General features: G+C 43.3%; 15 protein-coding genes and 1 pseudogene. 9 read left to right on the top strand and 7 right to left on the bottom strand.

Annotated elements, in window-relative coordinates; genetic code table 11:
* Positions 1-89 precede the first annotated feature (89 nt).
* Positions 90-836, top strand: coding sequence for a histidine phosphatase family protein (locus MSSIT_RS11295; RefSeq protein ID WP_048172453.1), 747 nt, complete (start codon positions 90-92; stop codon positions 834-836).
* 111 nt (positions 837-947) lie between these two features.
* On the opposite strand, the gene MSSIT_RS22055 is transcribed toward MSSIT_RS11295, so the two are convergent.
* Positions 948-1571 carry a SagB/ThcOx family dehydrogenase gene (locus MSSIT_RS22055; RefSeq protein WP_187151730.1) on the bottom strand — a complete coding sequence of 208 codons (624 nt, stop codon included), beginning with the start codon at positions 1569-1571 and terminating at the stop codon, positions 948-950.
* Between the two features lie 132 nt (positions 1572-1703).
* Positions 1704-2000, bottom strand: a complete 297-nt coding sequence (locus tag MSSIT_RS11305; protein ID WP_048172454.1) for a metal-sulfur cluster assembly factor — start codon at positions 1998-2000, stop codon at positions 1704-1706.
* Between the two features lie 123 nt (positions 2001-2123).
* Here MSSIT_RS11305 and MSSIT_RS23225 point away from each other — a divergent pair, with 123 nt between their 5' ends.
* A complete protein-coding gene (locus MSSIT_RS23225) occupies positions 2124-2306 on the top strand; it encodes a hypothetical protein (RefSeq protein WP_156158844.1) in 183 nt (60 codons plus the stop codon).
* A gap of 509 nt (positions 2307-2815) precedes the next feature.
* Here MSSIT_RS23225 and MSSIT_RS21260 read toward each other — a convergent pair.
* Positions 2816-4981 (bottom strand): PAS domain S-box protein, encoded by a 2166-nt coding sequence (locus tag MSSIT_RS21260; RefSeq protein ID WP_052721619.1) that lies wholly within the window; start codon positions 4979-4981, stop codon positions 2816-2818.
* A 343-nt stretch (positions 4982-5324) separates the two neighbouring features.
* A complete protein-coding gene (locus MSSIT_RS11315) occupies positions 5325-5660 on the bottom strand; it encodes a hypothetical protein (protein ID WP_048172456.1) in 336 nt (111 codons plus the stop codon).
* A 342-nt stretch (positions 5661-6002) separates the two neighbouring features.
* Here MSSIT_RS11315 and MSSIT_RS11320 point away from each other — a divergent pair, with 342 nt between their 5' ends.
* Positions 6003-7040 carry an aldo/keto reductase gene (locus tag MSSIT_RS11320; protein WP_231589769.1) on the top strand — a complete coding sequence of 346 codons (1038 nt, stop codon included), beginning with the start codon at positions 6003-6005 and terminating at the stop codon, positions 7038-7040.
* A gap of 136 nt (positions 7041-7176) precedes the next feature.
* Here the strand turns inward: MSSIT_RS11320 and MSSIT_RS11325 are convergent, their stop codons facing one another.
* Together MSSIT_RS11325 and MSSIT_RS11330 are read right to left on the bottom strand one after the other, a co-directional pair.
* Positions 7177-7386 carry a hypothetical protein gene (locus tag MSSIT_RS11325; RefSeq protein ID WP_048172458.1) on the bottom strand — a complete coding sequence of 70 codons (210 nt, stop codon included), beginning with the start codon at positions 7384-7386 and terminating at the stop codon, positions 7177-7179.
* Between the two features lie 400 nt (positions 7387-7786).
* The gene (locus MSSIT_RS11330) at positions 7787-8032 is read right to left on the bottom strand and encodes a hypothetical protein (RefSeq protein WP_187151731.1); all 246 of its coding nucleotides are present in this window, start codon (positions 8030-8032) and stop codon (positions 7787-7789) included.
* A 363-nt stretch (positions 8033-8395) separates the two neighbouring features.
* Here MSSIT_RS11330 and MSSIT_RS25540 point away from each other — a divergent pair, with 363 nt between their 5' ends.
* From MSSIT_RS25540 to glgP, 3 genes and pseudogenes are all read left to right on the top strand, one after another.
* Positions 8396-8824 carry a hypothetical protein gene (locus tag MSSIT_RS25540; protein ID WP_315968675.1) on the top strand — a complete coding sequence of 143 codons (429 nt, stop codon included), beginning with the start codon at positions 8396-8398 and terminating at the stop codon, positions 8822-8824.
* Positions 8825-8872: 48 nt separating this feature from the next.
* Positions 8873-9361, top strand: a complete 489-nt coding sequence (locus MSSIT_RS25545) for a hypothetical protein (protein ID WP_315968676.1) — start codon at positions 8873-8875, stop codon at positions 9359-9361.
* A gap of 61 nt (positions 9362-9422) precedes the next feature.
* A pseudogene (gene glgP, locus MSSIT_RS25550) lies at positions 9423-10169 on the top strand (alpha-glucan family phosphorylase); the annotation flags it as partial.
* Positions 10170-10371: 202 nt separating this feature from the next.
* On the opposite strand, the gene MSSIT_RS11340 reads toward glgP, so the two are convergent.
* The gene (locus tag MSSIT_RS11340; RefSeq protein ID WP_048172461.1) at positions 10372-11103 is read right to left on the bottom strand and encodes a sulfite exporter TauE/SafE family protein; all 732 of its coding nucleotides are present in this window, start codon (positions 11101-11103) and stop codon (positions 10372-10374) included.
* 490 nt (positions 11104-11593) lie between these two features.
* Here MSSIT_RS11340 and MSSIT_RS21265 point away from each other — a divergent pair, with 490 nt between their 5' ends.
* The 3 genes from MSSIT_RS21265 (at position 11594) to MSSIT_RS22060 (ending at position 13156) form a co-directional block, all read left to right on the top strand.
* Complete coding sequence (locus MSSIT_RS21265; protein WP_052721620.1) at positions 11594-12469, top strand: hypothetical protein; 876 nt, start codon at positions 11594-11596, stop codon at positions 12467-12469.
* Position 12470: 1 nt separating this feature from the next.
* A complete protein-coding gene (locus MSSIT_RS11350; RefSeq protein WP_048172462.1) occupies positions 12471-12788 on the top strand; it encodes a hypothetical protein in 318 nt (105 codons plus the stop codon).
* A 218-nt stretch (positions 12789-13006) separates the two neighbouring features.
* A complete protein-coding gene (locus tag MSSIT_RS22060) occupies positions 13007-13156 on the top strand; it encodes a YHS domain-containing protein (RefSeq protein ID WP_082088968.1) in 150 nt (49 codons plus the stop codon).
* The last annotated feature ends 160 nt before the right edge of the window (positions 13157-13316 follow it).

The following is a 13316-nucleotide window of genomic DNA, read 5'->3' on the forward strand; positions in this document are numbered from 1 at the left end:
TCCTGCTTTACTTTATAAGCCATATTCTAAATATATTTTAAAGTCACATTTTAAAAACAAGCATTAAGTCTTGAGATTGGAAGATTTGAATGAGTTATCTGATAATTGTACGACATGGGGAATCCGGCTGGAACGTTGATGGCAGGTTCGGAGGCTGGGTGGACGTCCCTTTGACTGGAAAAGGGATAAAAGAAGCCCTTCTCTGTGCTGCCGAACTGGAAGAGATTGATCTGGATCTTGCTTTCACTTCAAAATTGATACGGGCACAGGAAACGCTCTTTCTTATCCTTTCAAAGCAGAAAAAAATTGGGGTCTTTGTCCACGAAGAAGCCGAGACAGAACGGGGCAGGGCCGAAAGCGGAAACGAAGCCGGGAAGGATAATAAAGAAAAACGGTATGCATATCCCCCTAAAACCGAAAAAAACCTGATCCCTATCCATTTAAATGAAGCCTTAAACGAACGCTATTACGGGATACTGCAGGGCAAGAAAAAGGACAAGATGAAAGAGAAATACGGGGAAGAGCAGATCCTCCACTGGTGCCGGAGTTTTGACGAAGGCCCTCCTGAAGGAGAAAGCCTCAAGGATATCTATAGACGTGCAGTGCCCTATTTCGAAAAAGAGATCTTTCCTACCCTTCAGGACGGAAAAAATGTAATTGTCTGTGCTCACCAGAATAGTTTACGAGCGCTGATAAAGCATATTGAAGGGATTTCCAATGAAGATATCCGCAAAATCAGGCTGGCAAATGCAAGGCCCGTAATCTATACATATTCCGGAGGCAGACTGGTCAGGAAAAATGCTGAAATGGACCCGGCAGTGAAAAGGAATCTTTGATTTCTTTTTTCGGGTCCATCCGAATTTACTTTTGCTGATTTGCCACTGTTCGGTTTACGGCTACTGATCGGATGCTATTTCTTCTGCACAGAAAAATATTTACAGGCAGGTCTAGATGTAGCCCAGGGGCATGATATAGAGAGGGTCTTCATTTGCAGGCATTTTGAGGACTTTTTTTACCTCTTCATCTTCAAAAGCCCCTATTGTACAGGTCCCGATTCCCAATTCAACTCCAAGCAGGTATACGTTCTGGGCAGCGTGTCCTGCTTCCATATGGGCATATCTGAGACCTCTTTTCCCATATTTGCTTGTTATGCGCGGGTAGATTGCAGAAATTAAGAGTGAAACAGGAGCGTTTTTGATCATGCCCTGGGATAGGGCGGCTTCCGAGAGTTTTTTCCTCATGTCGCCAGGGATTTCCTGGATAAGGGAATGTTCTTCCGTAACGTACCTGTAGATACCGGCTTCAAGCCCACTACCCTCACCGATTACGACATGAACCTCAAGAGGGTAAAGTGCGCCTGCCGAAGGTGCCGTCCTTAACCCTTCTTTTGAACTGGTCCCCTGGGTTGCCCAGAGAAAACGAGAAATGAGCGGCTCGGAAAGTTCTCTGTCAGCATATTCCCGTATCGACCTCCGCTTTGTAATAAGTTCCTCTATATGGCTTCTGCCTGCATCATCTGGCTTGGGCAGCTTTACCTTCATTGGCAGATCACTAAGATCCTGATTTCCCATATTTGTTCCCCCAACTTTTAATGCAAAATTTTTAGTTCCTGATGTTTTATTCCGTAAAGGTTTAATTTCTAATCTTTATTCCATAACGTTTCAGTTATTATGTTTAATTTCACCAGGTTTTAGTTCGCCGTTTTATTTCGTTATCTTCTTCATTGCGTCTTCCGAAATTCTGTCCGGAGTCCATGGAGGATCCCAGACAAGTTCTACTTCGGCTTCTTTTATCCCTTTGATTGCTTCGACTTTTCGCTTTACGTTCTCAGCAATAACCCCCCCCATAGGACAACCGGGGGCTGTCAGGGTCATTTTTATATGCACTCTGTTTTCTTTTATCTCAATCCCGTAAATAAGTCCGAGATCAATGATATTGATCGGAATTTCGGGATCATAGCAGCTCTTCAGAACTTCAATGACTTCTTCTTTTGTAACGATAGTACCTTCCCCCTTAAAGTACGATCTACAGTGATTTTATATTCACTACTAAATAAAATGGCGGATGGAGTTAAATATATTTTCCAGAAAACTCCGTAACGGGTTGTTTCCCGGTTTCAACATGTGCCTCCAGAAATGATTTTGCCAACAGTGAGTTTTTCGGAAAAAGGATGTTCAGGAAAGAGGCTTCAAATTATTTCAACTGCACACCAGGGCCGGATTTGTGGTGTGTTAGATATGGTAGATATTGTAGCTGTGGTAGATTCTGTGGTGGATGGCATTTTTGGGCTTTTATCCGGCCTATGATGTGCAGTTCTGGTTCCAAACGTTGCGGTACTTTTTCCAGTCAGTTTGGGTCTATTCGCGTGAGTGCTGATATGTTCCCCCCGTCAGAGGGTTCACATAGTTGGAACCAAAGTACTGGTGTGAGCTTTTTTCATTGTAGCTCACCAGCTTATAATATATTTCTCGTAGTTTTAACTCTCTCCGAACAGAACAATTTCGGTAGATTTATATATAAGAATAATTCGAAAGCTCAGAATCCTCTCCTTCGAACTACATCTTGACTTAAACTTTTTTTTGAATTTATTGTAATTCTCGTTATCAACTAACTGGATATATCTTTATAATCTCAGATTTTGGTGCAGGATAAACTTATATATTTGATTATTCAAACAAAAATTAATTTATTCTGTTTGTTTTCTGCTTGAAAATGGATTTAGGAGGATTTTGATCTTGTTCGAATTCTGAGCGGAAAACAAGATTAAAAATTGATATGAATTTGTAATATTGAGATCTGTTTTGCCCGTCTTTTCTTACTCCGCAATCCCGGGCCTAGAGATTGCGATCAGGACTTCTTGTCCCCTCCATGAGCCTTTACTGAATTTGGTTTCAGCAAGAATTTCTATCCCTTCCCTGCTAACAAAGGGAACACTGTAAAAGGAGGTTTTTCCTTCAAGGATTTCGGAAAAGTTTTTTGCGGCTTCAAGGACGCGGTTCTGGGGATGGAAGGAGAGGATATTCTTTCCCAGAAGTTCTTTTTCGGTATAAGAAAGGTATTTACGGAAGGCGGGATTCGAGTGAATGATGCAACCTTCCTGATCTACTATGAAAATGAAGTCCTTTATGCTTTTGAAGAGCCCCTGAAAATCGCTGCTGGTCTGCTGGAGTTCTGCTTTTTCCTTAATCCTTGCAATCTCGTTTCCGAGTTCAAGGGCAATGGTTTCGAGCTGTTTTCTGGAGCTTTCGGAAATCTCATCCGCCTTATGGGAACTGAACTGCATGACTGCCGCAAAAATTCCTCCTGAGAATACGGGAATGAAGGCCGCTGCCCTGAGCTTTTCATCAGGAGGTGTCTCAAGGGAAGCCATCTTTTTAAGCTCAAAATACTGCCTGTAGATAGGTTTTCCTATCCTGAACAGATTTACGAGCCCCTGAGATCTCCCAAAACTTGACGCTGTTTTTACAAAAGCAGGGGACAGCCCTCTGCAGGTTTTTAATTTCAGCTCGCCGCTTCCCTCGTCCATCAGATAAATGCAGCCTGAGTCCAGGGGTTTGACCTCAAGCGCAAGGTCAAGGAGCTGCCTTAAGATATCCTGCATTTCATCGGTGGATGCAAGGGCAGTGCCTGTATCACGGCGGATGCGCAGGAGATCCGAACTCTGCTTTTTTTCAGTAATGTCAATAACTGTCCCGTACAGGTAATCGATATCCCCTTTTTCATCGGAATGGATAAACGTCTGCTCATTAACCCAGCGAACCTCTCCGGAGGCTGTTAGAATCCTGTACTCTTGGAAATAGTCGGTTTTGCCTTCCTTGTAATTCCTGAAGAGGTTATCCCTAACTTTTTCAACATCAAGGGGGTGGATTATGTCCTCATATGCCAGTTCCCCTGAGGTAAAAGCCCCTGCCGGATACCCGAAAAGGATTATGTTTTCAGTTATGAATTCCACAGGCCTTTTTTCTCTGGGGCTGCTCAGAAAAACAACAATAGGGCTGCTGCTTACAATTAATTCCAGGACTTTATTTACTTTCAGGGAGTTTGAGAGGTCTTTTTTTATTTGTTTTTGCTCACTGATGTCATTTGCAACCGTAAGGATTGTGCTTCTGCCCTCGTAATCCATTAAATGGGCTTCCACTTCCACAGGGATAGAGGTGCCGTCTTTTTTCAGATAGCTGGTCTCAAAGGCAATGTTTCCTTTATGAAGTATCTTTTTGACCTGCCTTGGGAACTGATTTCCGTACCTTGTATTGATGTTAGCAGGAGCGAGCCTGAGGAGTTCTTCCCGGCTGTACCCGAGGCTTGTACACACCCTATCGTTTGTTTCCAGGAATTTTCCCTGTCTGTCCATGATAATTACAAGACTGCGGCTTGAGTTAAGTAGAGAACTGAACTTCTGTTTCTCCTGTTCCAGTTTTTCTGCAAGCTCTTTTCGAGTGTTAATGTTCGAAACAATCCCGATATAGCGGCTTATCCTGCTGTTTTTCCCGTACTGGATGAGGGTCCTGTCCTCAACCCAGCGGATCTCTCCGTTTTTTGTAAGAATCCTGTATTCCAGAATATAGTCGGTAATGCCTCGCTCGGAATTGCTTATAACCCCAAAATTGAAAGCTTCAAGGTCCTCGGGATGGACGATATCAGCATACAGCATTTTTCCTGCCCTGAAGTCTGCAGGTTCATATCCGAACCAGGAAACGTTTGCAGAAACAAACTCAACCGGAAAGGCAGCTTCGGCTTTCCTTATGAAAATGACCTGCGGAATACTTCCCAGAAACATTTTCAGTTCGTCTTTTGACTCAAAAAAGTCAGGTAACTCTTTTTCAGGAAGCCCCTTACCCGTGAATTTGCTCTGAAGGTTTTTTTCCGTAATGCTAATCCCCTGTAAAATTAATACCGGTTGATAGCCATACAGGCTGATAATTATATATTCTATTCTCTTTTTATAATAATGATGCTTATTTAATAAAACTGTTTTTTTCATCACAGGGAATATAAGGGCAATTTAGCTGGAAGGGCAATTAAATTTGATAACCTCGTTAATGCCTGCCTGCAGTATGGACAAATAATATTTCTATGGTACTTACAGGGCATTGAAATGTATTTGCTTGCCATATCAATCACGATTTATCCGTTGTAATGGGAACCTAATAAAAAGATTTAAATATCGATTATGCCTCTACTGTCCCTGCATCGTGCCTGTATTTACGATTGGGTATTCCTGCAATTTAATCACTTATCAATCAACGGGCACAAATCAACCCGGCATGTCCGTTTTGATGCCGTTCGGCTTTCCGGGTGAGCCGTCGACCACGGGTTGCGATTGGCTAATATCTCTTCCTGCCAGTCTGGTACATTTCAACAACTGCATACCCGGCATACTTCCAGAGCGACTGAGCATATGTAAGCTTTGGCAATACCGGATCAGTATAAGCTATAAGCCCACCTTTAAGGATCGGGCCGATGCCTTTCTGAGCAGTAAGCCAGTTTGAAACAGGGTAATTCACCAACTGGTTTTCAATCATTTTGGCTATTCGTTTTTCAACCTTGGTATAACCCCGTATCATCTCGGCACTGGTATGTTCAAATGGCTGGGAAAAGAACAGAGGGGAAAAGAACAGAGTACCGTTTTTGTATGATTTTCGGAACTGGGTTTCATCCATGTTTTCGATATTGCTTATGACTTCGATAAAGTGGGAATTCGAGCTAGAATAGCAAATACGCTATGTTGGCCTATGAAAATTATCTCTCATTGTTGAAATGAAATAAAAATTGAAATGGGTATTACCCAATTGTACAATTTAAAATGGTTATGAGACAGCCTGTAAAGTATTTTTTCACCGGCTTCACAGGCCATTGAGTGATATTAAGCATATTCAACAGTCAAACAACTTAACCAATAATAACAATTCCTCAAAAGAAGAGTGAGTAGTCAACCGGATGAAAATAGGACTTACGGATATTCATGAGATAAGAGCATAAGGAAATTCATAGGAGGAAAAAGAATGCTGTACAGGAAAATGCCAGAGAACGGGGACGAACTTTCAATACTGGGTTTTGGGTGTATGCGCCTCCCCCTTAAAGAGGATGGCACAATAGATGAGCAAAGGGCCAGAAGCCTGGTGAGATATGCAATCGACCAGGGAGTGAACTATGTTGACACAGCCTGGCCCTATCATATGGGAGAGAGCGAGCCGTTTTTAGGACGCACTCTTGCTGATGGCTATCGGGAAAAAGTCAAACTTGCAACAAAACTCCCATCCTGGCTTGTGGAGTGTCGGGAAGATATGGATAAATTCCTGAATGCCCAATTGGAGAGACTTAAAACAGATCATTTTGATTACTATCTTGTGCACAGCCTTGCAGGAAAATTATGGGACAAACTGGAGGCCTTTGACGTGATCGATTTCCTCAATCGAGCCAAAGCTGATGGCCGCATTGTAAATGCAGGTTTCTCTTTCCACGGGTTAGTTGAGGATTTCAAACGGATTGTGGACGCTTATCCCTGGACTTTTTGCCAGATCCAGTACAATTTCATGGATGAACAGCACCAGGCAGGAACCGAAGGGCTGAAATATGCCGCTTCAAAGGGCCTGGGCATAATTATAATGGAACCTCTTCTAGGAGGGAACCTTGCCGGTCCTGTGCCTGATGAAGTAAAAGAGATCTGGGCTGAATCTCCGGTAAAAAGGACACCTCCGGAATGGGCCCTTCGCTGGGTCTGGAACCATCCCGAAGTCACGGTTGCACTCTCAGGCATGAACGAGGAATCCCAGGTCGAAGAAAACCTGAAAATTGCCGAAGAAGCCTATCCGAATTCCCTGACCGAAGCCGAGCTTCAGCTTATCAGCAGAGTTGAGAAAAAATACCATGAACTCATGAAAGTCGGCTGTACCGGCTGTGAGTACTGCATGCCCTGCCCGTCCGGAGTTCACATCCCGGAATGCTTTAGAATTTACAATGATCTGCATATGTTCGGGAATGTGGAGGGGGCCAGATTCAAGTATGCGGTTAATATGAGTGGCGTATTTACCAGTATGTAGAGTCTTAAGGCTTGATATACTTTTGGGAGAAAATTTGAATTTCGAGATGATGAGAAATAAGCTCTAAAAAGCCTTGTTTTCGGAACACTATTGTAAAAATATAACCATGTTGATAGTGTTCACTGTCTAAAATAAGTTAAATGTCACCGTTTAGTTGATTTTTCCGTAGTATTTTCAATGGTTCAGTTTCAATTTCATCCATGAGGGTATTAAGAGCCACAGGTACAATATCCATTGATGATTTGTCCACATAAGCCCATTCTTCGAGTAGATCATACTCAAAGCCGCCTGCAAGAGTAATGATGATTTTACCCTCTTCCGATTTTACATTCCAGTGTGCTGACAATTAACCACGTCCTTCTCCACGATATTATAGGTTTTCAAACGCCTGTTCATCTTCAAGCATACACTCACTTGGTTTATCCGAAATCGTACATGCTTCATACACCCGACATCCCGGACATCCATCTTCTCTACGGCAACATGATTTACATCTTTCCCGGATACCGGATTCATTTATAAACGATTTTTCAATTAATACCGCGCCTCGTTTTAGGACTCAGGCCAAGTTAAACCGGATTTTTCTTTTATTGATTTTATTTTTTGGAAATGGCAGTGGATGCGGATTAGGAACGTGGATCTCAACTGGCATCGCAGTTGCTCTCATAATCATAGTAAATAGAATTCCTTGACAAGTTAAATACGGACTGGGACCTCAAGTTATGAAACTTTTATTTACATCCGGATCAAGCAAATTTATTATAGAATATCCCGAACAAATATGCGAAAATAAACGAAATGATTGCAGCTTCGATCATTCCAGCAATTATACCTGTTAGAGTTAACGAGAAAAACATATGCCATTGTCTCATCATCTCAACAGCACCCATGTAAATCCCTAAATTACCAAATATCCCGAGCAAACCCATGATAATTGCAGATACTATTGCTGCAGCTAAGCCAAGAGCTAATGGTTTTAATTGCTGTTCCATTCATTTCCCCCCACTTTTAACTATCATAGTCATTTTTAACTATCATAGTCATCTGGGTTAATGAAACATAAAGCTTCTCAGATTCAGGTATTTTTCAATGGGCTTTTCCGTTATTTTTGGTATTCCTTCCGCATTTTTAATAAGCCTGAAGACTACTGCTAACAAGGAAATGGGTTCTGGGATGAACTCATTATGGATGAGCTCATTATTAATCAACATATGATCCGGCAGTGTCGCGAATTTGCTGTAAATTCTAAGTTAATTTTTTGTATACAGTAGGAAAACTTGATCTTTTGATATGGAATTTTTGACTCAAAAACTTTTTGAAATTTGTAATTTTACAGAACTTATGTTACACTGTCTATGATCCAGATAGACCCCATTTATGGAATGCCCATAGACACGGAAAAAGCGCAGTTTAAGGCGGAAATTAGGGGTGGCACATATTACTTCTGCAACGAGGAGCATAAACGCAGCTTTCTGGAGAGTCCGAGAATCGCCTATTTCTCCATGGAAGTGGGCCTGAAGAGTGAAATGCCCACCTACAGCGGCGGGCTTGGCGTGTTGGCAGGAGACACTATAAGATCCGGCGCAGATCTGAAAATTCCTCTGGTCGCGGTCACTTTACTGAGCCGAAAAGGGTACCTGAAACAAAAGATAACGGATAGCGGCGATCAGCTGGAGTACCCGGAGGACTGGGACCCATCGAGATCCCTGAGACCGTTGCCGGAAACAGTGAATGTCAGGATTGGAGGCAATGAGGTGAAGATCAAATCATGGATCTACGACTAACAGAGCCCCACCGGTGGACTGGTTCCAGTCCTCTTCCTGGATACAGATTTGCCGGAAAACTTTCGAGATGACAGAGAGATTACCAGCTTCCTCTACGGAGGCGACAACAGATACAGGCTGAAACAGGAGATAGTCCTGGGCATCGGAGGCGTGAGAATGCTCAAAGCCCTGAACTTCAAGATCCGCAAGTATCACATGAATGAAGGACATTCGAGCCTGCTCACCCTGGAGCTTTTGAAGAGAAACGGCATGGACACAGACAGAACCAGGGATTTATGCATTTTCACTACCCATACGCCGGTAGCAGCTGCTTTTGATAAGTTCTCTTACGCAGATGTACAAAAATTACTGGGAGAAGAGTTTCCTCCGGAAAATATAAAAAAATATGCAGGAGTGGACAATCTAAATGCTACGTATCTGGCCCTGAATCTGAGCAAATATGTGAATGGTGTGACCAATGCGCATATGGAATATTCCAGAAGGCTCTTTCCCGGATACCACCTTCGGGGAATAACCAACGGAGTTCACCCCCTGTAGATGGACATGTGAGTTTTTCAGGGAGCTCTTCGACAGGTATGTCCCAGGCTGGGCGAATGAGCCGGAACTTCTGGAAAGGGTGGATGAGGTCTCGCATGAGGAGATCTGGAACGCTCATCTGAAAGCCAAGAAGGCTCTATTAGACCATATCGCTGAGAAAACTGGCGTCATTATGGATATCAACGTCTTAACTCTGGGGTTTGCCCGCCGGGCCACTGCTTATAAACGTGCTGCAATGTTATTTTCTGACCCGGAGAGGTTAAAAGAGATTAACCGAACTGGAAAGTTGCAGCTTGTATTTGCGGGCAAGGCGCATCCTAAAGATGATGCCGGGAAGCGCGTCATTAAAGAGATTTACAATTACATGGCCGGGCTGAGGGGGGAGGTCGAGGCGGTTTACCTGGAGAACTATGATCTGGATCTGGCGGCAAGGATGGTTTCCGGCGTGGACGTGTGGCTGAATACGCCCCTGCCCCCAATGGAGGCATCGGGCACAAGTGGGATGAAGGCCGCCTGCAACGGAGCTATCAATTTCAGCATCCTGGACGGCTGGTGGATAGAGGGCTGCATTGAGGGCGTCAACGGCTGGGCCATCGGGCCTTATCCCATGGTACCCATAGGAGAAAATGAAAGGAGAAGAATTGAGATTAAAGATCTTTACAATAAGATGGAATATCTGATCATCCCCAAATTTTATCATGACAGGGACGGGTGGAGAGAGATGATGAGAAGTTCTATTTCCAAGACCGCCTATTATTTCAACAGCCATAGAATGATGCGAAGGTATATCACCGAGGCATATCTTTGAAAGTGAAGAGCTTAGTTTAACTAAATTTTATTTTTGTTATCCAGGATGCTCAACTTTGGAACCAAAAGTCCCTTGTTCCGCATTTATTTCCCTGTATTCATCTCCGAATTGTTCTGTCACATTATCCATTCACTATTAGCCTGATAAGGGGCGCAAGGTCACGAAAAATGCACAGGAATCATAAACAAAAGGTACTATCAAGCTATGGAAACAGCACCAGCTTCAGGCCCAATAAAAGTATGAATACTGCTACAAAGTTCCTGAATTTTCCCTGGGGTATTTTTTCAACTCCTTTTTTCCCGATCATTGCCCCGATTAAAGATGCGGGTATGAAGATCAGAAAACCTGATAAAATGACAGGGTCCAGCTCGGTACCTCCTTTGATATAGGTTGCTATCCTTGTAGAGTCGATCATGAAAGATATGGCACCTGCAGTTGCGATATAAGCAGCTTTCTCGAGGTTAAAAGTGCTTAGAGCTACCGCATTTATCTCCCCGCCGATGCCGAAGATACCTGCAAAAAATCCGGCAAGGGCTCCACCGGACATTGCTACCGATAACCTCTGGCTAAGCTTGAAGGTCCGGTTGATGATGATGAAAATAACATAAGCCAGGAGGAACAACCCTAAAGCTCTTGAAAGGACCTCCTGGGAGATTCTCAAGGATAAAGATGATCCTATGAAACTTGTGAAGATTCCGGGAAGGCCGAAGGTAAGGAAAAGCTTCCATCTTATGCCTTTCCGGAATAAGATCATTTTCCAGATATCATTAAACCAGTGAATTATGCCCACCAGAAGCAGGGTCTGAGGCAGAGGAAATACCATCAGAAGAATGGGCACCATAATTGTGGATATCCCGAATCCGGCCAGAGTTCCGATCACGCTTGCCAGCAGCGTGAGCAGAGCTATGAAAATAGTTTCCTCATACGCAAGCATACTTTTGTTATATTGACTGCGTTAATGCATTATGTTTTCGGGATCGGATCCAGATCTGAAAGAAGTGCCCGTTGAAATCCAGGACTTTTTTTAAATGATATAATAAAGTAATATTATACTAATTATAATATTTATTATAATCATATTTTATTATGACTGTATTTTTTCGAAAAGGGTGTCCGTGAAAGAGTTCGTTGGGGCTATTCATGTTCTAAGGCATCATTAAAGGAGATCTCGCATGTGAACAGTTTTTTAGAAAAAGCGGTTCCGAATATCGAAGAATTCTTCTGACCAATCAGGTCTTCACCTTGTGTGATTTGGTTTTAGACCAGAACCGGATCCGGTTAGGGTAACTGAAATAGCTGAGGAGCTTTCAAAATAAGGCAGTATTGGGGGGTTCTAAATTTCTGAAGAATCAAACCGAAGATCAGCAATATCGGATATATACATAGGTCTGGTTTTGCTTTTAATTATTGGTGGTATTGCTCTAGTGTATGAGAGCTGGGTGGGTCATGCCCTGATAGCTATCATTAGCCTGGTGCTGATGGTCTATACTCTTACAACCGGGGCCATGCTTAGGGGAAGAATAAAGAGAAGCCGGGGTAATATTTTTAAGCTTCATAAAAGGGATGGCATTTACTTTGGAACCTTCATGCTTGGATCATTTATCTACGGTTTGTTGATAAAGTTGCAGCACGGAGAATCGATACTGTCATCCGTTCACGGAAAGCTTGGTTTGATCCTCATCTTAATCATAGTTCTTCAGATTATCCCAGGTCTGGTTTTAAAAAATAGAGCCCGGTACAGAGGATTGCACAAAATAGTGGGCTATTCCCTTGCACCAATCCTGGTTATTGATGCCAGCTGGGGACTGTACAATGGTGTTGTTGCCGGGACAAAGAGTAGTCTTGTCCTTTTGCATTCGATATCTGGAGGCCTGGCTGCCCTTGCTCTTGTCTGGATATTTCTGGAAATACTATATGCAGCAGATAAGTCACTTGCCAGGGCCAGGATAGCAAGCTATTTTACAGCATTTCTGGTAACTGCAGGATGCTGGATAGCAGGAGGCTACAACTATCTAACTGCCTATGGCTTTCGGGTAAAACCTGTGATCCTTGCAGGGCCGCACCCCTGGGCGCATGAGATTGTGATGGAGGCAAAAGAGCACATCTTTGTTTTCCTTCCCATAATCGTTTTTGCTCTTTCCATTACCCTTCACATCTTCGATAGAGATGCTTTCCAGGGTGAAACCAAGTCCAGACGCGCCCTGACGATGGTTGCCTACCTGGCGCTCTTCATGGTGCTACTCATGTTCCTGATGGGAGCGGTTATATCCAATGCCGGAAAGACGGGAACGGAGGTTTGAGATGAAAGAATCAGCAACTTTCATAGCAGCGGCTGTAATTACCATATTTTTAACCGGCTGCATCATCATCACCCATGATTTGTCAACCGGTTTTAGACAATCGTTGGCGGAGCTTACGGGTCATCACTGGATGTCCGTGAGCATAATAACAATAATATTATTCGTGCTCTTTTCCGGGCTGCTGCTGGGCTCGAAGAGTGTGAGAAAGTCCTTGAGGGTTTACGATGCAGGTTTGTGGTCGACTGCACTGATGGTCGTGACCCTGATCCTGATTCTTGGAATCCTTGCAGAGTTGACCGTTCGCTTTCTAATGGAGTGAGATCCAATGTTTTCATGCTGGTCTGGAATTATTTTTTTCTGAGGTAAGATGTGAGGCAAAAGGGTCTGGTAGAGTCTGGATAAGTATATCCCGGCTGTATGGCTGAAACTCAGAATTTATCCCGTGCTCTGGATGATTTGAGAATTCCGACTTTATGGTTAAGCATCGGGTGATAAAATAAAAATAACTTGACGCATCTTAAATCATTGGGGGTTATTATGACGGTAGTTGATCCTGTTTGTAAGATGAAACTGGATGAGAAGGATGCAAGGTTCAAGAGTGAGTACAAAGGAAACACGTACTACTTCTGTGCCCTTTCGGATAAAAAGAAGTTTGATGAAAATCCGGAGAAGTATATCGAGTCCTGAGGGTGGCAGGTATGAGGAACCTGGAACCGGGCAAGATGAGATGTGAAAGCAAGTTAGCTATCTTCAGGTCAGAGCACAAAGGCAGAGCGTACTGTTTTTTCAGCTTTTCCTGCAGGAAGTTTGACGATAATCCTGTGCAGTATTTTAATTCCCAGGGTGG

Origin of the sequence: Methanosarcina siciliae T4/M (assembly GCF_000970085.1) — an archaeon.
Taxonomy (GTDB): Archaea; Halobacteriota; Methanosarcinia; order Methanosarcinales; family Methanosarcinaceae; genus Methanosarcina; species Methanosarcina siciliae.